Origin of the sequence: Bradyrhizobium sp. BR 10261 (assembly GCF_019455395.1) — a bacterium.
GTDB classification, from domain to species: domain Bacteria; phylum Pseudomonadota; class Alphaproteobacteria; order Rhizobiales; family Xanthobacteraceae; genus Bradyrhizobium; species Bradyrhizobium manausense.
Genome location: NZ_JACOFQ010000005.1, coordinates 264,720 through 289,566, shown reverse-complemented (window position 1 = coordinate 289,566; position 24,847 = coordinate 264,720). Strand labels below are relative to the sequence as shown.

The following is a 24,847-nucleotide window of genomic DNA, read 5'->3' as shown; positions in this document are numbered from 1 at the left end:
CACAGACGCAGAAGGGTGCCGTCGCATCGCTGATGCACGCCGCCCAGTACTCGACATAGCTTTTGAGCTGGTCGCGAGGGTCCGTAACATTGCGCTCGAGCGCCGCCAGTCCCGCCTCGGCCTCCGCGCGATAGCGTGACACCAGGGTGCGGACCAGATCGACCTTGCTGGCAAAGTGATGGTGGATGCTCGGCTTGCGGATGCCGACGACTTCGGCGACATCGGCATAGCTGAAGCCGTTATAACCGCCCGCGATGATCAGGGTGCGGGCGCAGGCCAGAATGTCGTCGGCGGTAGATGAAGGGTTGGTCATGGGAGTTAGCTACCTTCTAGTTGGTAGATCATCAAGAACGGGATGCTTCAACCATCCGTGAGTGGTAGGAGCCTTGAATGACCCTTCGCCCGATCGTCCGCTACCCCGACCGCCGGCTCGCCATGCCCGCCCGCCCCGTCACCGCTTTCGACGACGGCTTGCGCGAGCTTGCAGCGGATTTGCTCGACACCATGCGCGCCGCGCCCGGGATCGGCATCACGGCGCCGCATATCGGCGTGCCTCTGCGCGTCGTGGTACTTGAGCTCGACGCCAAGGCGGGGCCGCAGACTTACGTCAATCCCGCGATCGCCTGGGCCTCGCCCGAGATGATCATGCATCTCGAAGGCAGCGTCTCGATGCCCGGCGTCAATGACGAGGTGCAGCGCCACGCGCGCGTGCGGATCAATTATTGGGATCTCGACGGCATCCCGCAGACCGAGGAATCGGAGGCTTTGCGCGCCGTCTGCCACCAGCATGAGATTGATCAGCTCGACGGGATATTCTGGATCCAGCGGCTGTCACGATTGAAGCGCGAGCGGCTCGTGAAGAAGTTCGAGAAGATGTCGCGAACTTCGTAGGGTGGATTAGCCATGCAGATGCGCTAAGCGCATCTGCTCGGCGTAATCCACCAATCCAAGCACGGCTTTGCGAATGGTGGATTACGCCATCGACTGCGCCTTGCGCAGCCGCCGGCTAATCCACCCTACGCATCTCTGTCACGGTTGAAGCACGAGCGGCTGGTGAAGAAGTTCGAGAAGATGTCGCGCGGGTGAAACGCCGGCAAGCGCCGGCTTCGGCTCAAGCCCCGGCCAGCGCCACGGCATCGGCACGGACCCGAGGGCGTGCCAGAAAGTAGAATGCGGTGATATGCGTGATCATCAGCAGCGGCACGTAGATGATCGGGATCGCATAGGTCGAAGCAAGCCATTCCGCATGCGCGGGAAGACCGACCTGGATGGCGTCGTAGTAATCGACGATGAGGTCGATCACGCCGACCAGATTGAAGGCGACGACGAACAGCCAGAACAGCGCGCGTATCCTCACCGTGAGAAGCGCCAGCATGGCGAGCACCCCGGTGGCGAAGTCGCCCCAGGCGGCAAAGGTGGCAAAGCTTGCCGGCAGATCCGGGCTCACGACGCCGGGAAGGATGAAGACGAGCCCGAAGAAGCGGAAGCTGTGCAGCGTGGCGATGGCGCGGTGCGTCTGGAGCCTGTCCATCACCTTGAGCCGGGGCCAGAGATACGCGCCGAAGCAAAGCAGCCAGGCGACATAACCAAGGATGAGATGGGTCCGGAACAGAGTTTCTGTCGTCATTTTGGCCTCCGATCAGATCGCGACATTGGCCCCGCTGCGGCTGCGGCGCCGCAGCTGGCGCAACGACAGGGCGTGCAGCAGGATCGAGCTCGGCACCACGAAAGCCGGGGTCAGCACATTTGGATAATTGTCCAGTCCGACGTTCGGGCCTTCCGGAAAGATCAGCTGGAACGGGCCGGGCGTGATGATCATCCCCAAGGTGATCGCGACGACGAAGTCTGCGATGCCGAAGAGGTTCCAGAGGATCGCCGGTTTACGCCCCTCAGCCGTCCCTGATGCCAAGGCCATTGCCGCCGGCACGGCGAACAGCCCGGTCAGCACATCGCCGGTTCCTGCCGGCAGCGCCCACAGGCCGGGCAGCTGCCCAAGCAGCCAGTGCGCGAGCCATTGGCTGCCGACGATTCGATAAAGCTGCAGGGCGACCAGCCAATTCGTCGGCATGGCATCGAGCAACTGCCCCACCCGCTTCGACAACAGCAACAGCGCAGCGCCGATGACGACCGGCAAGAAGATCGCCGCTGGCAGCAACGGCAGTTGAGAATAGCCCGTGCGAAAGACACCGTTGATCGCCGCAGACCAGGCGACGGCAGCCCATAGCGTGAAGGGCACCATGATCGCGAGCCAGGTCGTGCGCCGCTGGGCCGGCGTCAGGTCGGTGCGTTCGAGGCCGAGCCAGGTGCCGAGCCCGATCAGTCCATAGGTCGCCAGCCGGGCTGCCAGGGCTGGAAGCCCGCTCTGCAGAAGCACGGGTTGCGCGTAGAGCAACCAGGTCCACAGTGCCGTGAGCGGGACGGTCCAGAGCAGGCTGTCCCGGGCGCGAAGCGGCGGGACGATCGCAGCGGAAGCAGCTTCCGATGTCATCGGCGGTCCTCCATCCGGGTCTCGCTGTTATTGCCGACGCTCGGGACTGGCCATCAGCAGCCGCAGCGGCAGAAGCGGACCGATGGCGATGTATTCGTGGTCCATCAGATCCTGCTTGGCCAATGGGAGGTCTTCCATGATCGCCTTCGCCGCGGCGACATCCCTGACGTCGATGAAGAAAACAACGCCGCGTCCATCGCCACGCGAATAGAAATCGCGAATTTTCCCGCCGAGATAGAGCTGCACGGTCTCCTGGATTTCAGCCGGCATGACCGCCATGACCTGCTCGCGCGTGACGCCGGCTTTCGCGGTCAGGATGACCATCACGCCGGTGATCGTGGGCGAGAAGGCTTGTGGGGCGGATTGCGCCTGGGCAACGGATGGATCGGTCATGGAAGTCGCTCCCATCAGGGTTAAGGTGAGCATGACGACAAGTTTACGCTTCAACTTCATCGGTCTCGTCTCCCGGAGCACGATGGTCACCTCGGCTTCTCCGAGATGACGTTGATGTCGCAAATGTCCGCCATCAGCGATGCTCCTGATCTGCGAGCCAGAGATACGATCGATTGTCGCCAGCGACTATTCCGGATAATGTTGACGGGCTATGAAGCAGAACTTCACAGTCAGGCAAGGCGCGCTCGATGGGGTGGAAGCGTTCCTGAGCGTCGCCCAGCACCGCAATTTCCGCCGGGCAGCCGCAGACCTCGGCGTGACGCCCTCGGCCATCAGCCAGGCGATCCGTACGCTGGAGGCGCGTGTCGGCGCAGCCTTGTTCATCCGCACGACACGCAGCGTCGGCCTCACCGAGGCCGGCGCGCAGTTCCTTTCGCGTGCAAAACCCGCTTTCGAGGAGCTCCTTGCCGCAAGCAACGTTGCGCGCGATCTTGGACAGCGGCCATCAGGATTGTTGCGCCTCACCGTGCCGCGCGCGGTGGTGCCGATCCTGCTGGAGCCGTTGATCGCATCCTTCTGCCAGGCTTATCCCGAGGTCGAGGTGGAGATCTCCGCAGGCGAGGAATTGGTCGACCTCGCGGCCAAAGGGTTTGACGCCGGCGTGCGGATGGGCCAGTTCGTCGCCTCCGACATGGTCGCGGTCCGGCTGACGCCGCCCTTCCCGTTTGTGGTGGTCGGCAGCCCCGACTATCTGCGCCGGCACAAGCGGCCCGAACGGATCGACGATTTGCGCCAGCACGCCTGCTTGCGCATTCGCCGCAGCAACGGATCGATCGCGCCCTGGTCCTTTGTCGATGGCAACAAGAGCGTCGAGGCGATCGTCTCGGGACCACTGATCGCGCACGATTTTCCCACCATGCTTGGCGCAGCCGTGGAAGGCATGGGCCTTGCGCAAGTCCCCGCGCCGATCGCCGCAAATCTGGTGAAGACGGGAAAGCTGGTGCAGGTCCTGAAATCGTTCGCGCCAACGACCCCCGGCGTGTTTCTCTATTATCCCAGCCGCCATCAGATGATGCCGAAGCTGCGGGCCTTCATCGATCATGTAAAGAGCCGCCCGGTCGCGGCCGGAAAAACACCCGACCGCGTTGATGACAGGCGATCGCGCGGGACGAAACGGCGCTGACGCGGGGAAGCGCGCGCTATTTCAGCGGCAGAAACACGTCGGCTTCAGTCTCGTGCTCCGGCACATCAGGGAAGAAGCTCAGCCGCTGGCAATAGATCGGGAAGTCGCGCGCCTCCTCGCCGCTCGACGGAAGCCAGTCGCGATAAAGATAGAGCGCGGCGGGCTCCAGATTGTCGGTGTAGCCGACGACGCGGAGCACAGCGCAGCGTCCGCCGGGAATCTCGCCCACCCTGATTTCTTCACCGTTCGCCTCGATCGGCTGGTCGGTCCCGACGCAAAGGTCCGTGCTGTAAGCGGCCGGCAGGGAAGGGCGCCGTTCGGAGCGCCAGACAGTGAAGGTCGGATTTGTCCTGGGATGCAGCCCGGCGGCCTTGCGCCAGGCGATGAATCGCCTGACGGTGTCGCCGAGCCTTGCCGGGTCGCCCCGATGCTCCATGATCGCCACCCTTGTGGGAGAAACGTCGCGGATCGTCACGTCGTCGGTGGTAAAGGTCCTCATAAGCTTGCTCCTCGCAACTTCGAAAGGCCCGAAGGCCGCAAGCCACGACTCCCATTCGGGAGAGTTGCGGAACGACGACGGCGATTGCCCGAACCGTTGCCGAAAGGCGCGGGCGAAGGCGTCAGGTGCATCGTAACCGGCATCCATCGCGATGTCGGTGACGCTGTCAGCGTCACTATAGGCCAGCAGGTAGGACGCGCGCTTCATGCGGGCCAGCTGGACATAGCGATGCACGGACAATCCGAAGATCGCCGTGAACTGCCGATGGAAATGAAACCGCGAGAACGCGGCAACGCCGCTCAGTGTTTCCAGGTCCAGATCAGCGTCGAGATGCCGGTCGATATAGTCCAGCACCCGCCGCATCCGGTCCTGATAGTTTCGCAGCGCCGCCGTCATCGTCATTCCTTTCGTGGCGGCATGAGTTAGGCCGGAGTGGCCGCGAGGCGCTCGACCGATCTTGCGGTTTTGAGCACACTGTCGCGGCATCCGCCGGTGCCGTAGGGCGGATTAGCGAAGCGTAATCCGCCATCCATCAGCGAGGCGGGAAGAGAGATGGCAGATTACGCCTTGCGGCTAATCCGCCCTACGAGCTTCTTGTCGTCCTCACCCATGCAACCCCTCCGCTACTAGAGCAAAGCGATACCCATCAATCCGACTCATTGCTTGAAGCAGTTCTCGCGGTGCCATTTCAAGAAGTGCGGATGAGGTCGATCCGACGGCCTTCTTGGCTCAAGAGCACGACCGCTCTTATTGATGACCGATCGGACTTCCTCCAGATCGTTTGTCTGACGCGATATCAGTATTTCGAGATCATCTGCCAGGCTGATCAAACCACGGTCGAACATCCAATGAGCCGTACCTGAGAGAGCGATCCCGTTGCTAACGATGTCCGGCCCGTTTGCCTCCACAGGCCGAATGTGCGCCGCCGCAACTTCTGCGCGCCCCATTCCGTTGATAAGCTTCAATCCGGTAATGGCGCAGCGCTCATCATAGGCACGCAGCACAACCCGGCGAAATACGCGATCGCGCAGAACTCTGGATACGGTAAGGCTGACGCGATCCCTTTGCTGCTCGAATATGAAAGGCGCCTGCTCTCTTTCATCGAGTTGAGCCAACCGAACATCAGTATCAAGACGGGGCAGCAGCGGCGCCTCTTCCGCAAAACCAAGTTCGAATATTCTGTTGAAATCTTCGGGAGAGATTGGGCGGACTGCCGACTGAGCGCGGCCAGAAATTCGCCCCTGGTCGTTCAGGACACCGCTTTCCACAGGACCAGCTGGCCCGTTGAAAGAGACAGGATTGGCAAAATCGAGATAAGTCCCGGGCTCGATCAGCGCGAGATACATTCCCGAAGCACCGGGATCGGGAACAACTCGCTGAACCCGGGCAATCGCAAAGTAGCCGCGTGTCTCGGCCACCTTGCTCGGCTCGTAGTAGATTATCCAATCGCCAACGCAGGCTTCAACGCGGCGGAGATACTGACTGGGAAACTGATATCGTTCAGCAGGGCTGTCATCATAGATCGAGTCCGATCGATGGATGAATACCCCAAATCCCATGATCTACGCGGCGACGTCTCTACGAAGCGCTAGGGATTCAACAGGCACTGAACCTACTCCCACTCAATCGTCCCCGGCGGCTTGCTGGTCACGTCATACACCACCCGGTTCACGCCCTTCACCTCGTTGATGATACGCGTCGCGGTCTCGCCCAGAAACTTCATGTCGAACTGGTAGAAGTCCGCGGTCATGCCATCGGTGGAGGTGACGGCGCGCAGGCCCACGACATAATCGTAGGTGCGGCCGTCGCCCATGACGCCGACGGTCTTGACGGGGAGCAGCACGGCGAAGGCTTGCCAGATCTCGTCGTAGAGACCGTGCTTGCGGATCTGGTCGATGTAGACGGCATCGGCCTTGCGCAGGATGTCGAGCTTGTCTTTCGTGATCTCGCCGGGGCAGCGGATGGCAAGGCCCGGGCCCGGGAACGGGTGGCGGCCGACGAAGATTTCGGGCAGGCCCAATTCGCGCCCTAACTTGCGGACCTCGTCCTTGAACAGCTCGCGCAGAGGCTCGACGAGCTTCATGTTCATGCGCTCGGGCAGGCCGCCGACATTGTGGTGCGACTTGATGGTGACTGAGGGGCCGCCGGTGAAGGAGACGCTCTCGATCACGTCGGGATAGAGCGTGCCTTGTGCGAGGAAGTCGGCGCCGCCGATCTTCCTGGCCTCCTGCTCGAATACCTCGATGAAGAGACGGCCGATGGTCTTGCGCTTGGTTTCCGGATCGGTGACGCCTTCGAGCTCGCCCAAAAATTGCTTGGACGCGTCCACGTGCACGAGCGGGATGTTGTAGTGGTGGCGGAACAGGTCGACGACGGTCTTGGCCTCGTCAAGGCGCAGCAGGCCATGATCGACGAACACGCAGGTGAGCTGGTCGCCGATGGCTTCGTGGATCAGCACCGCCGCAACGGCGGAATCGACGCCGCCGGAGAGGCCGCAGATCACCTTGCCCTTGCCGACCTGCTGGCGGATTTTGGCGATCTCCTCCTCGCGGAAGGCGCGCATGGTCCAGTCGCCGGTGAGGCCGGCGATCTTGCGGACGAAATTGCGGATCAGCTTGGCGCCGTCGGGCGTGTGCACCACTTCGGGGTGGAACATCAGACCGTAATATTTGCGCGTCTCGTCCTGGATGATCGCGAAGGGCGCATTCGGCGAGGTGCCGGCAACGGAGAAGCCCGGCGGCATCTTGGTGATGCGGTCGCCATGGCTCATCCAGACCTGGTTCTTGCTGCCTGATGTCCAGACGTCCTCGAACAGCTTGCTGTCGGCCTTGACCTCGACGTCGGCGCGGCCGAATTCGCGGTGATGGCCGCCCTCCACCTCGCCGCCGAGCTGGGCCGCCATGGTCATCTGACCATAGCAGATGCCCATCACCGGCACGCCGGAGGCGAAGATCGCTTGCGGGGCGCGGGGCGAGCCGGCCTCATGCACCGACTCTGGCCCGCCGGAGAGGATCACCGCTTTCGGCTTCATCTCCTTGAAGGCGGCGTCCGCCTTGTTGAACGGGACGATCTCGCAATAGACGCCGTCCTCGCGCACGCGACGCGCAATCAGCTGCGTCACCTGGCTGCCGAAGTCGACGATGAGAATCTTGTCGTGCGCCGAGGCCACCGAGGGCGTCGACGCGGAGCGGTCGTTCTGTGCTGCTGTCATGGCAAGCCAATACGCGATGAGCCCCCGGCCCGCAACCGCGCGTCTGCGCGCGCCCACATGCTTCTTTGGGCATGGACAAATGGATATAGGTAAGTATTATTGACCTAATTTGCCCCCGACCAGGAAGCGGGGCCAATCAGGGAGAACGCCATGTCTAGATTTCATCAACCAGCAACGCTCGCCGCGCTCGGCCGCACCTGGGTCGAGGCCTGGAACGCGCGCGATCTCGAGCGCGTGCTCGCGCTCTATGACGATGCCACATTGATGACCTCGGACCGCATCCCCGCGATGGGGTTCGATGCCAGCGGCACCGTGCGCGGCAAGGACGCGTTGCGCGCCTATTGGAGCAAGGCGCTCGCGCTGCTGCCGGAGCTGCACTTCTCGCTGATCGAATTGTTCGTCAGCCCGGACAGCGTGGTGGTGTTTTACCAGAACGAGCGCGGCAAGAAGATCTGCGAGTATCTGCGGGTGAATGATGCGGGGCTGATCGTGCAGGGATCGGCGAACCATCTGCCGCATTGAGGGGACCCCACCCACCGCTGTCATTCCCTGCGAAAGCGGGGAATCCAGTACGCCGCGGCTTCTCAATGAATCACGGCTGCCTCGGAGTACCGGATCGCCCGATCAAGTCGGGCGATGACAGCGCGACTGAGGCGCGAGCGTTGGCTAAAACTGCGACCGCCGGCATCAAAACAGGATCCTCCCCATGAAACTGCCCACCTCGCCCTTCACCGTCACCGACTGGAGCAAGGTCGAAGCCACCAGGCACCCCGGCGAGACTGGGCACGCGCTGTGGCGCACGCTGAACATTGGCGATCTCCGCGTGCGGATGGTGGAGTATTCGCCGGGCTATCTCGCCGATCATTGGTGCGATCGTGGGCACGTGCTCTATGTGCTCGCAGGCGAGCTCGACAGCGAGTTGCAGGACGGGCGCAAGTTCAAGCTGACGCCGGGGATGAGCTACCAGGTCTCGGATTTCGGCGATGCCGCGCACCGCTCGTCGACATCAGTGGGCGCGACGCTCTTCATCGTGGATTGACGGAACCTCGCCGTGTGCAGCGCAAAATAGCAAAGCGTTGGCGGCTCGCTGTCCGCGGGCACTGCCTTGCTCTGGCCCCATTATTTCGCTAGATTGTGAACCATCGATCCTTGGCCGAACGACTGGGCCGCGACGCCTCATTTCCAATGGGCGAGCACGTTTCAGGTATTTCTCCAAAAATCGACCAATCGGGACGAAGGGCGCGACGATTCGCGCTTCAGTCCCCCTGAGTGCATCGTCAATTGAAAGGAAATGACTATGGCAATGGGCACCGTGAAGTGGTTCAACAACCAAAAGGGCTTTGGCTTCATCCAGCCGGATGACGGCGCAAAGGACGTCTTCGTTCACATCAGCGCCGTCGAGCGCGCTGGCCTGTCGACCCTCAACGAGGGCCAGAAGGTTTCGTTCGATATCGTCGCGGACCGCCGCAGCGGCAAGTCCTCGGCCGACAACCTCCGCGCCGGCTAGTCGCCGCGCTGACGCTCTGACCACGGACGTACCGGCAGAGTGTTGAGACAAGAAGCCCCGCGGCCGGGATCCGGTTCGCGGGGTTTTTGTTTGCGCTGTCATTCCGGGGCTCGCGAAGCGAGAGCCCGGAATCCATTGATCCGCAGAATGCGCCGCCCGATGGATTCCGGGTTCGCGCCTTCGTCGCGCGCCGGAATGACGGCGGAACGGATCAGCCGACCTTTTTCAGAACGGACACGAAGAACCCATCCGTCCCGGTGCGCCTTGGCGTCATCAGCCAGCCCTCAGGCGATTGCAGCGCGGCCTCTGCAAACGCCTCGGCCTTGTCCCAGAGCACGCTTGCGGTCTGCTCCGGCGGCACAACCGCAAACTCCGGATGCCGGGCGATGAAGGCCCTCACCTGCTCGCCGTTCTCTTCTGTCAGCACCGAGCAGGTGATGTAGGCGATACGGCCACCCTGCTTCACCAGCGGAACTGCCCGCGCGAGCACCTCGGCCTGATCTTTCAGGCGGATATCGAGCGCACCCGGCCGCATGCGCCATTTGGCATCGGGGTTACGGCGCCAGGTTCCGGTTCCCGTGCAGGGCGCATCGATGACGACGAGGTCGGCGGTGGCGCTGATGTCGGCGAGCGGATCGGCCTCGCCCTTCGGCGCGCGGACGTCGGCATTATGGACGCCGGCCCGCGACAGGCGCTCGTGGATCGGCGCAAGCTGGCGCTTGTCGCGGTCGGTGGCGATGAGCCGGCCCTTGCCCTGCATCAAGGCGGCGAGCGCCAGCGTCTTGCCGCCGGCCCCGGCGCAGAGATCGATCACCTGCTCGCCCGGCTTTGCCGCGGTGAACAGGGCCGCAAGCTGCGATCCTTCATCCTGCACTTCAATGCCGCCCTTGATGAAGTCCTCTTCCGCCTGGATGCCGGGGTTGCGCGCATCCGCCGAAAGCTCGATGCGCAGGCCGTTTGGCGACCAGGGCGTCGGGTTCGCATGAAGATGAGCAAGCGCCTTCAGCACCTTGTCGCGATTGGATTTTAGCGTGTTGACGCGCAGGTCCAGCGGCGCCCGGCTCGCCATCGCCACCGCTTCCGCCGCGCGGTCCTCGCCGAACACTTTTGCCAGATGGGAATCGAGCCATTCGGGATAGTCGCCGGCGGTCGCGGCGGGCGCATCCTTGAGGGAGCGATGGCTGAGCGCCGCCTGCTCGGCCTCAGTCAGCGGCGCCGGCGCAAACCGGCTGCCGTCGAACATCGCGGCCATGGTGGCGGTGTCCATGTTGCGCTCCAGGCGAAGCATGCCGATCAGGCGCGCACGCGCGGTGTCGGAATCCATCAGGAACGCGCTCGACGCGTAGCGGCGCAGCACGTCCCAGACCAGGCCGGCAATGGCGGCGCGGTCGCCGGAGCCGGCGAAGCGGTGCGCGGTGCCCCACTCCTTCAAAGCCTTGGCCGCGGGCACGCGGTCCTTCTCGATGATGTCGATCACTTCAATGGCTGCGGACAGCCGGGCAGCGGGAGTCATTTGAATCTTTCAGGTGAGATCCGACGGCTAACCGTCAGATCAGCAACAAAATCTTGAGTGCGAAGTAGATCCACATCGCCAGCAGCACGAGCACGCCGGCGAGCCAGACCGTGGAGCGGCGGCCGAGATCGTTCGAGGTGACGAACACGCCGGCATGGGCAAAGCGGCTCACCACGAACACCCAGGACATCAGCACGATGAAGAGATCGGCATGGCGCAGCGGCAGCGCCAGCGCGATCAGGGCATAGAACAGCACCGGCAGCTCGAACTGGTTGCGGTAGCAATTGGCGATTTGTGTGGCGCCCTTCGGCCAGTTCGGCTCGCCCAGCGCGATGTCGCGGATCTTGGTCTCGCCGGAGACCAGCGCCTTCCGGCGCCCGAACACCATGCCGATCAGGAGCGCGAAGGTGAGTCCGATCTGCACGAAAACAGGCAGCAGGACCATTTGAACTGACATCGGAACTTTCCCGTCGATCGCGGCATGCCGCGGACCGTCATTAGCCGCGACTTCTCGCGCTGACAATCAAGGAGTTGAACCGGCGTTCTCGATTCCGCGACCAACCGCCGATTGTTAAAGCGATTTTGCCCCATTGCGGGCCCTCGAGGCGAGCCGCCATGAACATCCTGTCCAGCCTTTGGACCGATTCCGCCGACGCCCAGCTCGGCATCTGGATGTCGGCGCTGTCGGGCGTCGCGGCGGCGCTCGCCGTCGCGCTGGCGATGGCGGTCTATTTCCGGCTCGCCTACCGCACCTGGCGCGATGTCGTCAGGCACGGACTGGCGATGCTCGCGGCAGCAGGATGCCTACTCGATCCGTTATCGCGTGCTTTAAACTTTGTTTCATCGCGGATTTGGCGCACGCGTCATCGTTCCGACGTTTGGGCGCGCGATAGTTCGCGCATGTCCGAATTTCGCCTCACGCAGATTTCCGACACGCATCTCGGCCGCCACTTCCCCGGTCTGATCGCGAATTTCCAGGCGGTCAGCGAGCACATCGATGCAAGCCGGCCCGATCTCGTCATCAACACCGGCGATGTATCGTTCGACGGGCCGAGCAGCCGCGACGATGTCGAATTCGCGAAGAGCCTGCACGCCGCCCTGCCCGTCGACTGTCGCTACATCCCCGGCAATCACGATATCGGCGACAACCCGACTGCACTCGGGCCCGCACCGAAGCCACCGGTCACTGAGGCGCACCGCCAGCAATTCCGCGACATCATCGGAGAGGACCATTGGTCGTTCGAAGCCGCCGGCTGGCGTTTCATCGGCCTCAACTCGCTGGTGATGAATTCAGGGCTCGCCTTCGAGGCCGAGCAGCTCGACTGGCTCGCCTCGGAGATCGCTGCGGTGAACGGCAGGCCGGTCGCGCTGTTCATTCACAAGCCGCTGTTTCTCAACCTCCCCGACGATCCTGAACTCCCGGAGACCTCGATCCGCTACGTGCCGCAGCCGGCGCGCGCGCAGCTGATCGACATGTTCGCGCGCGTCGATCTCCGCCTGATCGCCAGCGGTCACGTGCACCAGCGGCGCGACTTTACGTTCCGCCACATCAGGCACGTCTGGGCGCCGTCTGTCGGGTTCAAGATCAACGATTCACGCCAGGACCGGATCGCGATCAAGGAAACCGGCCTTGTCGAGTACCGCTTCGCTCCAGACAGTTTTGAAGTCTGCCACGTCCGCGCCGCGGGCCAGGTTGATATCGATATCGAAGAGGTCCTCGCCCAGATCGGCGCCCACCACTAGCTCAACCGGCGAGCATCTTTTCTTACCTTATTACCTTACTGCACCAAAGTTGATCTCAAAATGCTTGATTTTCACTGATGACAACGTTGTCATTAGCCCATATCGTTCTCTCCAGCGGCCTTGAGCCGCGCGAGGGGGGGCGATTGATGCAGTTCTTGGCCCGGTGGGATAACCAGCGCCTGTCCGCGACGACGCGGGGCATTCCGCTGGTTGATGGCATTGCCACCGACGACATCGGCACCCGGGGCTGGCAACCTTCACGCGGAGATCTCGCGCTGCCCGCCCTCACCCTCGATGAGACCGCCTTCGCCGCCAATCGCGACCTCTTTCTTCGTTGGTGCAAGAGCAGCGGCGTTGTCATTGCCCCGCACGCCAAGACGCCGATGTCCCCAGAGCTTGCGCGCTCGCTGCGCGAGGCCGGCGCCTGGGGCACGACTGTTGCGAACATCCAGCAGGCCGCTGTGCTGCTCAGCCATGGCGAGCGGCGCCTCTTGCTCGCCAACGAGATCGGCGGGCTCGCGGCTGGCCGGCGGCTCGGCGCGCTGCTGAGCGCCTATCCCGATGTCGAGCTTCATGCCTTTGCGGATTCACCTGAGGCGGTCGCAACGCTGGCCGAGGCGGCGCGTGTTGCCGACAGGCGCGAGCTGTCCGTGCTGATCGAGCTCGGCGCAGGCCGCGCCGGCGCGCGCGATCGCGCCGCCGTCGAGGCGACGATGGCCGCGGTGCTGGCCGCTGATGGCCTCGTGCTTGGCGGCGTTGCCGCTTACGAAGGCGCCGTCGCAACGCCTGATGCCGACGAAACCCTGAACTCGATCGCAGCGCTGATGGAGCGCACCGTCGAGGCCTTCACCATGGTCCGCGCCGCTGCGCCTCGCCTGCCGCTGATCCTCAGCGCCGGCGGCTCCGCCTATTTCGATGTCGTGGCCCGCGCGCTCGCATCTGGCGCGCAGGCCGATGGCAACGCCACCATCGTGCTGCGCTCCGGCGCGCTGTTCTTTGCCGATCACGGCATCTATGCCCGCGCCTTCACCGAGCTCGACCGGCGCGGCGGTCTTTCCATCGACGGTACGCATCACTCGGCGGCGCAAAGCTTTCGACCGGCGCTGACGCTGTGGGCTGAAGTGCTGTCGCGCCCCGAAGCCGGACTGGCGATCGCAGGCTTCGGCATGCGCGATGCCTCCTTCGACCAGGGATTGCCGGTTCCCCTGCGCGTCTTTCGCGACGGTGTCGAACAGGATGGGCTCGCCGGGCGCCTGTCGGTCACGCGTCTCAACGACCAGCACGCGTTCCTGTCCGTCGCGTCAGACAGTGCGCTCGCGGTCGGCGATATCATCGCCTTCGGCATCTCGCATCCCTGCACCTGTCTCGACCGCTGGCGCGTGATCTTCGGCCTCGATGCCGACGGCGTCGTGAGGCGCGCCCTTCCCACCCAGTTCGGCTGAGAGCGCTACGATGAATTTCCTGCCGCTCTGGCGCTATCAGAACCAGCTCATCGACGGGGCCATCGTCACTCTCGAGCTGACGGTGATCTCGGCCTTGTGCGGGCTCCTGATCGGCGTTGCCGGCGCGGTCGCGCTGAAGGGGCGCAGCGCGCCGCTACGTTTGATGGTGCGCGGTTACATCGAATTGTTCCGCAACACGCCCTCGCTGATCCAGATCTTCATCATCTTTTTCGTGCTGCCGAGTTTCGGCCTGAAGCTGCCGGCGTTCGAATCCGCTGCGGTCGCGCTGTCGCTGTATTTCGGCGCCTATTCGGTCGAGATCACCCGCGCAGGGCTCGATTCCATTCCGCCCAGCCAGGTCGAGGCCGGGCAATGCTTGGGGTTGTCAGGCTGGCAGGTGTTTCGTCACATCGTGCTGCCGCCGGCACTGCGCAATGCCTATCCGGCCGTGACCAGCCAGTTCGTGCTGCTGCTGCTCGGCACCTCGCTCGCCTCACAGGTCGCGGCCGACGAACTGTTTCATGTCGCCGGCTTCATCGAGAGCCGCACCTATCGCAGCTTCGAGGTCTACGCGGTGATCTGCGTGGTCTATTTCGCGATGGCGATGGCGTTCAAGGCGCTGTTCGCGATCATCGCGGCGGCCGCCTTCCGCTGGCCGCGACGGCGCTGAGGGACAGGCGATGCGATCCTTCACCCTCATCGACTTCGTCTCGCTGTTTTCGGCCCTGCGCTGGACCGTCGCGCTGGTCGTGCTTGCGCTTGTCTTCGGCGCGCCGCTGGCGCTCGGCCTCGCAATGGGTCGCATCAGCCGCTTCAAGGGCCTGCGCTGGATAATGGCGGCGCTGATCCAGACCATCCAGAGCGTGCCGCTGCTCGGGCTGTTGTTCTTCTTCTATTTCGGCATGCCCGTCTTCCTCGGCATCCAGGTGCCCGCGATCATCGCGGTCACCATCGCCTACACGCTCTACACCGCCGCCTTCCTCGGCGAGATCTGGCGCGGCGGGCTCGAGGCCGTGAAGCAGGCGCAGTGGGAGGCCGGTGCCTGCCTCGGCCTCTCCGCCTGGCAGCAATTCCGCCACATCATCGCGCCACAGGCGCTGCGCCTGTCGCTGCCGCCGACCGTCGGCTTCCTGGTGCAACTGATCAAAGGCACCTCGCTCGCCTCGATCCTCGGCTTCGTCGAGCTCGCCCGCGCCGGGCAAGTGGTGAGCGCGGCGACGTTCCAACCGCTGCTTACCTATGCGCTGGTCGCCGCGATCTATTTCGCGCTGTGCCTGCCGCTCACGCTCTGGTCCCGCTCCCTGGAGGCCCGCCTCGATGGCTCTCGTTGAAATTCGCGACGTGCACAAGACATTCGGCAAGACCGAGGTGCTCAAGGGCGTCTCGCTCGACGTCGAGGAAGGCGAGATCGTCACCATCATCGGCCGCTCGGGCTCGGGCAAGTCGACGCTGCTCCGCTGCATCAACGCGCTGGAGAGCGTCGATTCTGGCGAGATCCGCGTTGAGGGCCAGAGGGTCCACGCCAAGATGCCGGACCTGAAGAAATTCCGTCAGCGCGTCGGCATCGTATTCCAGGCCTTCAATTTGTTTCCGCATCTGAAGGTCGAGCGCAACATTACGCTGGCTCCCCTGCTCACCGGCCGTATCGACAAGTCGAAGGCCCGCGCACTCGCCGAGGACGTGCTGACCCGCGTCGGCCTCGCCGACAAGATCGACGCCTGGCCGGAGCAGCTCTCCGGCGGCCAGCAGCAGCGCGTTGCGATTGCGCGGTGCCTGGCCATGGCCCCTCACCTCATGCTGTTCGACGAGGTGACCTCCGCGCTCGATCCTGAACTGGTCGGCGAAGTCCTCAAGGTGATGGAGGCGATGGCGAGGCAAGGCATGACCATGGTCCTGGTCACGCACGAGATGGGCTTTGCCCGCAACGTCGCCAACCGCATCGTCTTCATGCATCAGGGCCGCGTCTGGGAACAGGGCCCGCCGGCAAAGCTGTTCGCCAACCCTGAAACACCCGAGCTCGCAAGCTTCATCGGTTCGGCGAAATGAACGTCGTCTCACCAATCCGGCCATCGTGCCGCCACCAGGAGAAAGCCATGAGAAAGCGGAAGTCCCTCTTCACGGTCGTAGCAGCGGCACTTGCCGTCCTCGCTGCGACAAGCCTTGCCAAGGCCGACAAGCTCCAGGACGTGCTCGGCGCGGGCAAGCTTCGCGTCGGTATCCTCACCGATGCCGCTCCCTGGGGCTTCAAGGACGACAAGGGCGAGATCGCAGGTCTCGATGCCGATCTCGCCAAGCTGATCGCGGCCGACATGGGCGTGAAGCTGGAGCTTGTCCCGGTGACGGGCCCGGCGCGCATTCCGAGCCTCTTGTCCGACAAGATCGACATGCTGATCGCAGGCCTCGGCGCCACACCGGAGCGCGCCCAGCAGGTGATGTTCTCGCAGCCCTATGCGGTGGTGAATCTCGGCGTCTACGGTGCGAAATCGATTCCCGCTGCCACCGGCAAGAAACCCGACAATCTGGAGGGGCGCACCGTCGCAGTCGCCAAGGGCACGACGCTCGACGTCTGGCTGACCGACAATGCGCCGAAGGTGAAGCTGGTGCGCTTCGAGGATACGCCGGCCGCACTCGCCGCGTTCCTGGCGGGACAGGCCGACACCTTCGCCGAGAACAGCGCCATCGCGATCAAGGCGCAGGAGCAGAACCCGGCCAAGGAGATCGAGCTCAAATTCCTGATCCGCCAGTCGCCCGCCCATGTCGGCGTGCGCCAGGGCGAGCAAAATCTGCTCAACTGGATCAACACCGACATCTTCACCAACAAGCTCAATGGCAAGCTCGGCGCGCTGCAATTGAAATGGTTCAAGGAAGAGCAGACGCTGCCGACGTTGTAAGTTCAGACCGGCTCCCGCGATTCTGCGGGAGCCGCCCTCAGGAGAATTCGAAATGATCAAACGTTATGTCGTCGGCTCGCGCATGAGTCAGGCCGTCGCGGCGGGCGGCATGGTGCACATCGCAGGTCAAGTCGCCGATGACCGCAAGGCGGGCATCGTGTCGCAGACGCAGCAGGTGCTCGCCAAGATCGACGCGTTGCTGAAGGAAGCCGGCTCCGACCGCTCCAGGCTGATCGCGGTCAACGTCTTCCTGCCTCACATCACCGACTTCGACACCATGAACTCGGTCTACGACGCCTGGATCGATCCGGCCAACCCGCCGGCGCGCGCCTGCGTTGAAGCACGCCTGGCCGATCCGGATCTGCGCGTCGAGATGACCGCGGTCGCGTTGCTGTAACGGCTGCCCCTTCCACCCTTCGGCCGGCGTCGGCAACGACCCGGCCATGAGGCCTCCCATGCATACCGGACTTTTCCACGAGATCGATTTCGAGAAGGACCAGAAATGGTCCGGGCATCTCGGCATTCCCTTCTCGATCGATCGCTCCCCCTACTTCCAGCTCAAGATCCCGATCTTCCGGATCAAGAACGGTGCCGGCCCAAAGCTGCTGCTGATGGCCGGCAATCATGGTGACGAGTATGAAGGCGAGATCACGCTGACGCGGCTGTATCGCCGGCTCGATGTTACGGCCGTCAAGGGCGAGATCACCATTCTTCCGTTCGCCAATCTGCCGGCGGTGATGGCGGCGCGCCGCCGCTCGCCGCTCGACGAGGGCAATCTCAACCGCGCCTTCCCCGGCGATGCCGGGGGCACGCCGACGTTTCGCCTCGCGCATTTCCTCGAGCACGAGCTGTTTCCGCGCCATGATGTCGTCTTCGACATCCATTCCGGCGGCACGTCGATGGCGCATGTGCCCTGCGCATTGATCGAGCGGCAGGGACCGCCCGAGATGTTCGGCCATGCGCTGCGCCTGATGGAAGGGCTTGGCATGCCCTTCGCCTTCGTCGCCGAGAACGGCGCCGCTGCACCGACCTCGATGGCAGCTGCCGCGCGCGCCGGCGCGATTGGCCTCTCGGGTGAATTCGGCGGCGGCGGCACCGTCACGCCGCAGACGATGGCGCTGACCGCGCGCGCTGTCGACCGCCTCCTGCTCGCACTCGGCCTGGTTCAGGCACCTGTGCTCGGACCGCACGCGCCGGTCGAGCGCGCCACCGAATTGCTGGCGCTGCAAAGCCATGCCCAGGCGGTGTTCGCGACACGCCGCGGCTGGTTCGAGCCGGCCGTCACCGTCGGCGCGCGGGTCAAGGCCGGCGACATCGCTGGTTGGTACCATGATTTCGAGCGGCCGGAGCTGGCGGAAGAGATGCTGCGCTTCCCTGCCGACGGCATCGTGATCTCGCAACGCCTACACACCGACAGCCAGAGCGGCGACTGCCTGGCCCAGGTCGGCCGCGCCCTCTCTCGCGACGAGGTGCTGGCGCGGTGAGCTGGAGCGCAGTGAGGTGAACAGGTGCCGCCGCGAACTCGCTGCACCTCTCCCGCTTGCGGGAGAGGTCGGATCGCGCGCGGCGATGCGAAGCATCGTCCGGCGCGATCCGGGTGAGGGCTTTTTCCTCTAGGGGATTCTGGCCGTAACCTTGGATAATCCCGACGTTGAGATACCCTCTCCCCAACCCTCCCCCGCAAGCGGGGGAGGAAGCGGAGTGCCGATGCGGTTGCAGTACGATCTGATCTCATGATGCTCTAACCTGACGTCTCTCCAGGAAATCGATGACCGATCCGGCCAAGCCGAGCTATGACGATGTGGTGCGCATTCCGGCGCCGCCCGGCCGCAGCAATGCGACCGGACGGCCGCCGCGCATCGAGGAGGTCGCGGAGCGCGCAGGCGTGTCGCCGATCACGGTGTCGCGCGTGCTGCGCCACCCCGAAAAGGTCAATCGCGAGACGCGCGAGCGCATCCTCGAAGTGATCGAAGCGACCGGCTATGCCTCCAACCCGCATGCGCGCGCGCTGCGCTCCGGCCGGTCGAACGTGGTCGTCGCCTTTGTCTCCAACATCCTCAGCCAGCAGTTCGGCCTTGCGGTGCGCAGCTTCGCCGCAACGCTCGAGCCGGAGGGTTTTGAAGTGCTGGTCGGCCAAACCTCCTACTCCTATGTCAAGGAGGTCGCGATGATCCAGTCGCTGCGCGGCATCAGGCCCGCGGCGGTGATGTTCACGGGCGTGATCGAGCTCGAAGAGAATCGTGCCGCCCTTGCCGAACTCGGCATTCCCGTGATCGAGACCTGGGCCTATCCGCGCGATCCCATCGACATGCTGGTCGGCCTGCCCAATGCCGATGCCGGCGCGATGGCGGCGCGCAGGCTGGCGACCGCCGGGCACCGCCGCGTCGCCTTCATCGGCCGCAGCAGCGGCCGTGGCGCGCTGCGCCGCGACGGATTTCGCGCAGCCGCGGCGCAGCTGGGGCTCACTGTTGTGCACGAGATCAGCGTCGGTGAAATCACCGGGCTCGTCGACGGCCGCGCCGCGTTCACTGCCCTGCTCGAGCGCGGCGACCGCGTCGATGCCGTGTTCTGCGCGAACGATCTGCTCGCAACCGGCGCGCTGATCGAGGCCCGCGCCCGCGGGCTCTCGGTGCCGCGCGATCTCGCCGTGCTCGGCTTCGGCGACAACGACGTTGCCGATCAGATTACGCCGGGACTCACCACCATCTCGTTCGATGCCGGGGCTGTGGGTCGTATCGCGGGCGAGCTGCTACTGGCACGACTATCAGGCACACCGCGCGGCGCGCAGCAGCTGGCCGTCGATCTGTTCCTGATTGAACGCGGCAGCGTCTGAGCGGGCAGCTCAGGCGACACTCCTGAGATCCTGCTGGATCGCAGCCAGCAACGACTGCAGCGCATCGCTGCTCACTGGCTTGGCCGTCTGATCATTGGCCTGCGCGATCTTGGTTGGCTGGGCTGGCTTGACTGGACGACTGGGAAAACGCGGAGGAGGTGTCGGCATTGCCGGAGCGGCGAAGTCGCCCTCGTCCTCGCTGTGCACGAACTTGCCGTGGATGACGTCGTCGTGGCGGCCCATGACATACATGGCCGCCCAATAGCCAGCAGCCAGCAGGATTACGCAGAAAATACCGATCTCTAACATCGCAGCACCCTAAATATGCGCGATGATTCAATGCCTTCACCCCGGCGTCAATGAACCCTCGGTCACAGCTTGCGGCTTTTACGGGCAGGTGTGGCCGATCGGTAACTATTCGTTAACCAGCGGCGTCTGGTGTGTGGCGCCAGCGCAACCCCAGGACGCTCCAAGCCTCCTGGAGACGCCAAAAGCCCAGGCTTTACGCCTTGTCCGGCCCGACCCGGACCAGCTGCTTGCCGAAATTGGCACCCTTCAGGAGACCGATGAAGGCGCCGGGAGCACTCTCCAGGCCCTCGGTGACGAATTCCTTGTATTTCACCTTGCCGTCACGGACCCACGCGGACATGTCGCGCAGGAAGTCGCCATGGCGCGAGGCGAAATCCGAGACGATGAAGCCGCGGAAGGTCAGCCGCTTGGTCAGCGTCGCGCGCATCATGCTGGCGGCCCATTTCGGCGGCTTGGCCTCGGTGTCGTTGTAATGCGCGATCAGGCCGCAGACCGGCACGCGCGCGAACGGATTGAGCAGCGGAAACACCGCCTCGAACACGGCTCCGCCGACATTCTCGAAATAGACGTCGATCCCCTTCGGGCACGCGAATTTCAGCTTGGCCGGGAAATCGGTTTCGCGATGATCGAGACACTCGTCGAAGCCGAGCTCCTTCACCACGTAGTCGCACTTGTCCTTGCCGCCGGCGATGCCGACTGCGCGCGCGCCCTTGATCTTGGCGATCTGGCCGACGGCGGAGCCGACTGCGCCTGACGCTCCGGCGACGACGACGGTCTCGCCGGCTTGCGGCTTGCCGATGTCGAGCAGGCCCGTATAGGCGGTCATGCCGGGCATGCCGAGCACGCCGATCGAGGTCGAGATCGGACCAAGCTTGGGATCGACCTTGATGAGACCCTTGCCATTCGAGATCGCATGCGTCTGCCAGCCAGTCCGTGCGCGCACGATGTCGCCTACCGCAAAATCAGGATTGTTGGAGGCCGCCACTTCGCTCACAGCCTCGCCTTCCATCACGCCGCCGACCGGCACTGGCGCGGCGTAGGATGGACCATCGCTCATGCGTCCGCGCATATAGGGATCGAGCGACAGCCAGATCGTGCGCAGCAGGACCTCGCCAGCGCCGGGCGTTGTCACCGCGAATTCCTCGATGCGGAAATCGGACGGCTTTGGTTCACCGACGGGACGCGCGGCGAGAACGATGCGTTTTGCTTGGGACATGGCTTCCTCCTGACTGCTTGTTGCAGACATTTAGGAGGTGCGCGGGAATGAAGCAAATCCCAACACGCGCTGTCATCGCCCGCGAAGGCGGGCGATCCAGTATTCCAGAGGCGGTTGTGATTGAACCGAGACGCCGCGGCGTACTGGATTCCCCGCCTTCGCGGGGAATGACACCGCCGGTGGGGCGAGTGCGCCCGCGAGCGAAGCGCCTAACCCCCGCCCGGATAATTCGGCGCCTCGCGCGTGATGGTGACGTCGTGGACGTGGCTTTCGCGCAGGCCCGCGCCGGTGATGCGGACGAAGTTCGCCTTCTCGTGCAGCTCCTTCATGTCCTTGGCGCCGACGTAGCCCATCGCCGCACGGAGGCCGCCGGCGAGCTGGTGCATGACGTTGCCGACCGGGCCCTTGTAAGGCACCTGGCCTTCGATGCCTTCAGGCACGAGCTTGAGGGAATCCTTGATGTCCTGCTGGAAGTAGCGGTCGGCAGATCCCCGCGCCATCGCGCCGACCGAGCCCATGCCGCGATAGGCCTTGTAGGAACGGCCCTGCCACAGGAACACTTCGCCGGGAGTCTCGTCGGTGCCGGCGAGCAGCGAGCCGACCATGGCGATATCGGCGCCGGCGGCGAGCGCCTTGGCGAGATCGCCGGAGAACTTGATGCCGCCGTCGGCAATGACGGGAATGTCGGACTTCTTGGCCGCCTCGACCGCGTCCATGATCGCGGTGAGCTGCGGCACGCCGACGCCGGCGACGATGCGCGTGGTGCAGATCGAGCCCGGGCCGATGCCGACCTTGATGCAATCAGCGCCTGCATCGATCAGCGCCTGCGCGCCGTCCGAGGTCGCGACATTGCCGGCGACGACCTGCACCGAATTTGAGAGACGCTTGATGCGGTTGACCGCATGCAGCACGTGGCGGGAATGGCCGTGCGCGGTGTCGACGACGACGAGATCCACGCCGGCATCGATCAGGCGCTCGGTGCGCTCGAAGCCGGTGTCGCCGACGGTGGTGGCGGCGGCAACGCGCAGGCGCCCCTGCGCGTCCTTGCAGGCGAGCGGATGGGCGACTGCCTTCTCGATGTCCTTGACGGTGATCAGGCCGACGCAGCGATATTGATCGTCGACCACCAGCAGCTTCTCGATGCGGTGATGGTGCAGCATCCGCTTGGCTTCGTCCTGGCTGACATTCTCGCGCACCGTGACGAGGTTCTCGTGCGTCATCAGCTCGGAGACTTTTTGCCGGCGGTCGGTGGCAAAACGCACGTCGCGGTTGGTGAGGATGCCGACCAGCTTGCCGGGCGTCGCCTTGCCTGCACCGGTGACGACGGGAATGCCGGAGATGCCGTGATCGCTCATCAGCTTGAGCGCATCGTCGAGCGTGGCCTCGGGGCTGATGGTGAGCGGGTTCACCACCATGCCCGACTCGTAGCGCTTGACCTGCCGCACCTGGGCGGCCTGGCCTTCGGGATCGAAATTGCGGTGAATGACGCCGAGGCCGCCGGCCTGCGCCATGGCGATCGCCATGCGGGCCTCGGTGACGGTGTCCATGGCCGAGGCCATGATCGGGATGTTGAGCGGGATGGCGCGGGTGACCCGGGAGCGGATGTCGACCTCGCCCGGCATGACGTCGGACAGGCCCGGCTTGAGCAACACGTCGTCGAACGTAAAGGCTTCGCGGATGCCCTGAAGTTGCACCGTGGCCATATGCCAACTCCTTCCTGCGGCCCTGCCGCAAATGAGAATGGATGAGCGCCGCCCTCGGCGTACCTTGCGGCATCGCCTTGAGAATCGGAGCCCATCGGTGGGGTTGACGCGGGTCGATAGCATGTCCGCGTGACGAATCAAAGCAAATCGGGCCGCTGGCCAGCCATGCACAGGCTTTTTACGTCAATTCAGTGCGGATTGCCGGTCGGGGGGAGCCCATCCACCCGTCATTCCGGGGCGCGACGAAGTCGCGAGCCCGGAATGACGAAGGAGCGAGCGCAGGATTTAGGTGCTATGCGTCGATCTGCAATGGTCCCGCCGGGGTGGTGGTGATAAGCCGAAATTCTCGTCCTTCCACCCCATTTCCATGACCAACCCGACATGATCGACAAGCAACGCATCATTCCGCTGATCGTGGCCACGGCTCTCTTCATGGAGAACATGGATTCCACCGTCATCGCCACCTCGCTGCCGGCGATCGCGGCCGATATCGGCACCAGCCCGCTGACGCTGAAGCTCGCGATCACCTCGTACCTGCTGTCGCTCGCCGTGTTCATCCCCGCGAGCGGCTGGACCGCTGACAGGTTTGGCGCGCGCCTGGTGTTCGCGATCGCGGTCGGCGTGTTCATGATCGGCTCGGTCGGCTGCGCGCTGTCAGGTTCGGTCACCGGCTTCGTGTTCGCACGCATCCTGCAAGGCATGGGCGGCGCGATGATGACGCCGGTCGGGCGTCTCGTGCTGCTGCGCTCGGTCGACAAGAGCGCGCTCGTCAACGCGATGGCCTGGGTGACGGTCCCTGCCCTGATCGGTCCCGTGATCGGCCCGCCGCTCGGCGGCTTCATCACCACCTACGCGTCATGGCACTGGATCTTCCTGATCAACATCCCGATCGGGCTGCTCGGCATCTTCATGGCCTTGAAGTTCATCGATCCGATCAAGAGCGAGACGCAGGAGAAGTTCGATCTCTACGGCATGGTGCTCGCGGGCGTCGGGCTTGCCGGCATCGCCTTCGGACTTTCGGTGGCAGGCCTCAATTTGTTGCCGTGGAGCACGGTGGCGGCCCTGGTTGCGGGCGGCGCGATCTCGATGACGCTCTACGTCATTCATGCCCGGCGGACGGGCTCGCCAGTGCTGGATTTCTCGCTGCTCAGGCTGCCGACGTTGCGCGCGGCGATTATCGGCGGGTTCCTGTTCCGACTCGGCATCGGCGCCCTGCCCTTCCTCTTGCCGCTGTTGATGCAGATCGGCTTCGGGCTCACGCCATTCCACTCCGGTCTCGTCACCTTCTCCTCCTCGCTCGGTGCCATGGGCATGAAGACGCTGGCGGCACGGCTCATCCGTGCCTTCGGCTTCCGCAACCTGATGACGGTGAATGCGATCGTCAGCGCGTTCTTCCTCGGCGTCTGCGCGCTGTTCACGGTGACGACGCCGCTTCTGATCATCATGGTCATCCTGGTGGTCGGCGGTTTCTTCCGCTCGCTGGAGTTCACCGCGATCAACACCGTGGCCTATGCCGAGGTCGAGAGCCCGCAGATGAGCCGGGCCACCACGCTGGTCAGCGTCAACCAGCAGCTCGCCGTCTCCGCCGGCGTTGCGGTCGGAGCCGCCTCGGTGGAGACGACAATGTGGCTGAACCACGTCAGCGAGCTCAACGCCACCGTGTTCATGCCGGCCTTTGTCGTGGTGGCGCTGACCTCGGCAGCCTCGAGCTTTTTCTTCTGGCAGATGCCCGCCGATGCCGGCCACGAGATCTCCGGCCGCAAGGCGATCGAAGTCGCAAGCCGCAAGGGTGCGGCGAAGAGCGCCGCGAGCGCCGCGGTCAAGGCGGCGACGGAAGACACGCAGGACATGCGGGATCAGCGGCTGGGGTGATCGCACCATCGTCATTCCGGGGCATGCGCTGCATCGAGCCCGGA

27 protein-coding genes are annotated in these 24,847 nt (G+C 64.2%); 15 read left to right on the top strand and 12 right to left on the bottom strand.

The window, feature by feature from the left end; genetic code table 11:
- Positions 1-313 (bottom strand): TetR/AcrR family transcriptional regulator (locus HYH07_RS08215; RefSeq protein WP_220002016.1); only part of this gene is annotated, 313 nt, incomplete at its 3' end.
- 77 nt (positions 314-390) lie between these two features.
- On the opposite strand from HYH07_RS08215, the gene HYH07_RS08210 reads away from it, so the two are divergent.
- A complete protein-coding gene (locus tag HYH07_RS08210; protein ID WP_220002015.1) occupies positions 391-891 on the top strand; it encodes a peptide deformylase in 501 nt (166 codons plus the stop codon).
- 220 nt (positions 892-1,111) lie between these two features.
- On the opposite strand, the gene HYH07_RS08205 is transcribed toward HYH07_RS08210, so the two are convergent.
- Genes HYH07_RS08205 through HYH07_RS08195 form a run of 3 tightly spaced genes read right to left on the bottom strand, consistent with a single transcriptional unit; the run spans position 1,112 to position 2,971 of the window.
- Positions 1,112-1,627, bottom strand: a complete 516-nt coding sequence (locus tag HYH07_RS08205) for a hypothetical protein (protein ID WP_220002014.1) — start codon at positions 1,625-1,627, stop codon at positions 1,112-1,114.
- Positions 1,628-1,639: 12 nt separating this feature from the next.
- Complete coding sequence (locus tag HYH07_RS08200) at positions 1,640-2,488, bottom strand: MFS transporter (protein WP_220002013.1); 849 nt, start codon at positions 2,486-2,488, stop codon at positions 1,640-1,642.
- A 27-nt stretch (positions 2,489-2,515) separates the two neighbouring features.
- Positions 2,516-2,971 carry a hypothetical protein gene (locus HYH07_RS08195; RefSeq protein ID WP_312016652.1) on the bottom strand — a complete coding sequence of 152 codons (456 nt, stop codon included), beginning with the start codon at positions 2,969-2,971 and terminating at the stop codon, positions 2,516-2,518.
- Positions 2,972-3,092: 121 nt separating this feature from the next.
- Between HYH07_RS08195 and HYH07_RS08190 the strand changes: the two genes are divergently transcribed.
- Positions 3,093-4,064: a LysR family transcriptional regulator gene (locus tag HYH07_RS08190; RefSeq protein ID WP_220002012.1), complete on the top strand. Its 972-nt coding sequence runs from the start codon at positions 3,093-3,095 to the stop codon at positions 4,062-4,064.
- 16 nt (positions 4,065-4,080) lie between these two features.
- Here HYH07_RS08190 and HYH07_RS08185 read toward each other — a convergent pair whose 3' ends face one another.
- The 3 genes from HYH07_RS08185 to guaA all read right to left on the bottom strand — a co-directional run bounded on the left by HYH07_RS08185 (position 4,081) and on the right by guaA (position 7,774).
- On the bottom strand, positions 4,081-4,959 hold the full coding sequence (locus tag HYH07_RS08185; RefSeq protein WP_220002032.1) for a GyrI-like domain-containing protein: 879 nt from the start codon (positions 4,957-4,959) through the stop codon (positions 4,081-4,083).
- A gap of 260 nt (positions 4,960-5,219) precedes the next feature.
- Positions 5,220-6,122: an HNH endonuclease gene (locus tag HYH07_RS08180; RefSeq protein WP_220002011.1), complete on the bottom strand. Its 903-nt coding sequence runs from the start codon at positions 6,120-6,122 to the stop codon at positions 5,220-5,222.
- A 53-nt stretch (positions 6,123-6,175) separates the two neighbouring features.
- Positions 6,176-7,774, bottom strand: coding sequence for a glutamine-hydrolyzing GMP synthase (guaA, locus tag HYH07_RS08175; protein ID WP_220002010.1), 1,599 nt, complete (start codon positions 7,772-7,774; stop codon positions 6,176-6,178).
- A 150-nt stretch (positions 7,775-7,924) separates the two neighbouring features.
- Here guaA and HYH07_RS08170 point away from each other — a divergent pair, with 150 nt between their 5' ends.
- The 3 genes from HYH07_RS08170 to HYH07_RS08160 all read left to right on the top strand — a co-directional run bounded on the left by HYH07_RS08170 (position 7,925) and on the right by HYH07_RS08160 (position 9,281).
- Positions 7,925-8,296, top strand: a complete 372-nt coding sequence (locus HYH07_RS08170) for a nuclear transport factor 2 family protein (protein ID WP_220002009.1) — start codon at positions 7,925-7,927, stop codon at positions 8,294-8,296.
- A 184-nt stretch (positions 8,297-8,480) separates the two neighbouring features.
- Complete coding sequence (locus HYH07_RS08165) at positions 8,481-8,813, top strand: DHCW motif cupin fold protein (RefSeq protein WP_220002008.1); 333 nt, start codon at positions 8,481-8,483, stop codon at positions 8,811-8,813.
- 258 nt (positions 8,814-9,071) lie between these two features.
- Positions 9,072-9,281, top strand: coding sequence for a cold-shock protein (locus tag HYH07_RS08160; protein ID WP_027532363.1), 210 nt, complete (start codon positions 9,072-9,074; stop codon positions 9,279-9,281).
- Positions 9,282-9,492: 211 nt separating this feature from the next.
- On the opposite strand, the gene HYH07_RS08155 is transcribed toward HYH07_RS08160, so the two are convergent.
- Both HYH07_RS08155 and HYH07_RS08150 read right to left on the bottom strand, forming a co-directional pair.
- Positions 9,493-10,794, bottom strand: a complete 1,302-nt coding sequence (locus HYH07_RS08155) for an RsmB/NOP family class I SAM-dependent RNA methyltransferase (RefSeq protein WP_220002007.1) — start codon at positions 10,792-10,794, stop codon at positions 9,493-9,495.
- Positions 10,795-10,828: 34 nt separating this feature from the next.
- The gene (locus tag HYH07_RS08150; protein WP_057758099.1) at positions 10,829-11,251 is read right to left on the bottom strand and encodes an MAPEG family protein; all 423 of its coding nucleotides are present in this window, start codon (positions 11,249-11,251) and stop codon (positions 10,829-10,831) included.
- Between the two features lie 443 nt (positions 11,252-11,694).
- Between HYH07_RS08150 and HYH07_RS08140 the strand changes: the two genes are divergently transcribed.
- The 9 genes from HYH07_RS08140 to HYH07_RS08100 all read left to right on the top strand — a co-directional run bounded on the left by HYH07_RS08140 (position 11,695) and on the right by HYH07_RS08100 (position 19,703).
- Complete coding sequence (locus HYH07_RS08140; RefSeq protein ID WP_220002031.1) at positions 11,695-12,537, top strand: metallophosphoesterase; 843 nt, start codon at positions 11,695-11,697, stop codon at positions 12,535-12,537.
- 146 nt (positions 12,538-12,683) lie between these two features.
- Entirely contained in the window at positions 12,684-13,979 is a 1,296-nt protein-coding gene (locus HYH07_RS08135; protein ID WP_220002006.1) for an amino acid deaminase, read from the top strand.
- A gap of 10 nt (positions 13,980-13,989) precedes the next feature.
- On the top strand, positions 13,990-14,649 hold the full coding sequence (locus HYH07_RS08130; protein ID WP_220002005.1) for an amino acid ABC transporter permease: 660 nt from the start codon (positions 13,990-13,992) through the stop codon (positions 14,647-14,649).
- Positions 14,650-14,659: 10 nt separating this feature from the next.
- The gene (locus tag HYH07_RS08125) at positions 14,660-15,310 is read left to right on the top strand and encodes an amino acid ABC transporter permease (RefSeq protein ID WP_220002004.1); all 651 of its coding nucleotides are present in this window, start codon (positions 14,660-14,662) and stop codon (positions 15,308-15,310) included.
- Positions 15,297-16,025: an amino acid ABC transporter ATP-binding protein gene (locus HYH07_RS08120; RefSeq protein WP_220002003.1), complete on the top strand. Its 729-nt coding sequence runs from the start codon at positions 15,297-15,299 to the stop codon at positions 16,023-16,025. Before HYH07_RS08125 ends, HYH07_RS08120 begins: the two co-directional genes overlap by 14 nt.
- Before the next feature lie 47 nt (positions 16,026-16,072).
- The gene (locus HYH07_RS08115; protein WP_220002002.1) at positions 16,073-16,870 is read left to right on the top strand and encodes a transporter substrate-binding domain-containing protein; all 798 of its coding nucleotides are present in this window, start codon (positions 16,073-16,075) and stop codon (positions 16,868-16,870) included.
- Positions 16,871-16,922: 52 nt separating this feature from the next.
- Positions 16,923-17,267, top strand: a complete 345-nt coding sequence (locus HYH07_RS08110) for a RidA family protein (RefSeq protein WP_220002001.1) — start codon at positions 16,923-16,925, stop codon at positions 17,265-17,267.
- A gap of 58 nt (positions 17,268-17,325) precedes the next feature.
- A complete protein-coding gene (locus HYH07_RS08105) occupies positions 17,326-18,354 on the top strand; it encodes a succinylglutamate desuccinylase/aspartoacylase family protein (RefSeq protein WP_220002000.1) in 1,029 nt (342 codons plus the stop codon).
- Between the two features lie 284 nt (positions 18,355-18,638).
- Positions 18,639-19,703: a LacI family DNA-binding transcriptional regulator gene (locus tag HYH07_RS08100; RefSeq protein ID WP_220001999.1), complete on the top strand. Its 1,065-nt coding sequence runs from the start codon at positions 18,639-18,641 to the stop codon at positions 19,701-19,703.
- Between the two features lie 9 nt (positions 19,704-19,712).
- On the opposite strand, the gene HYH07_RS08095 is transcribed toward HYH07_RS08100, so the two are convergent.
- The 3 genes from HYH07_RS08095 to guaB form a co-directional block, all read right to left on the bottom strand.
- The gene (locus HYH07_RS08095) at positions 19,713-20,012 is read right to left on the bottom strand and encodes a hypothetical protein (protein ID WP_220001998.1); all 300 of its coding nucleotides are present in this window, start codon (positions 20,010-20,012) and stop codon (positions 19,713-19,715) included.
- 193 nt (positions 20,013-20,205) lie between these two features.
- The gene (locus tag HYH07_RS08090; RefSeq protein ID WP_220001997.1) at positions 20,206-21,228 is read right to left on the bottom strand and encodes an NADP-dependent oxidoreductase; all 1,023 of its coding nucleotides are present in this window, start codon (positions 21,226-21,228) and stop codon (positions 20,206-20,208) included.
- 209 nt (positions 21,229-21,437) lie between these two features.
- Positions 21,438-22,931, bottom strand: a complete 1,494-nt coding sequence (gene guaB / locus HYH07_RS08085) for an IMP dehydrogenase (RefSeq protein ID WP_220001996.1) — start codon at positions 22,929-22,931, stop codon at positions 21,438-21,440.
- A gap of 381 nt (positions 22,932-23,312) precedes the next feature.
- On the opposite strand from guaB, the gene HYH07_RS08080 reads away from it, so the two are divergent.
- Positions 23,313-24,803, top strand: coding sequence for an MFS transporter (locus HYH07_RS08080; protein WP_057758124.1), 1,491 nt, complete (start codon positions 23,313-23,315; stop codon positions 24,801-24,803).
- Positions 24,804-24,847 lie beyond the last annotated feature (44 nt).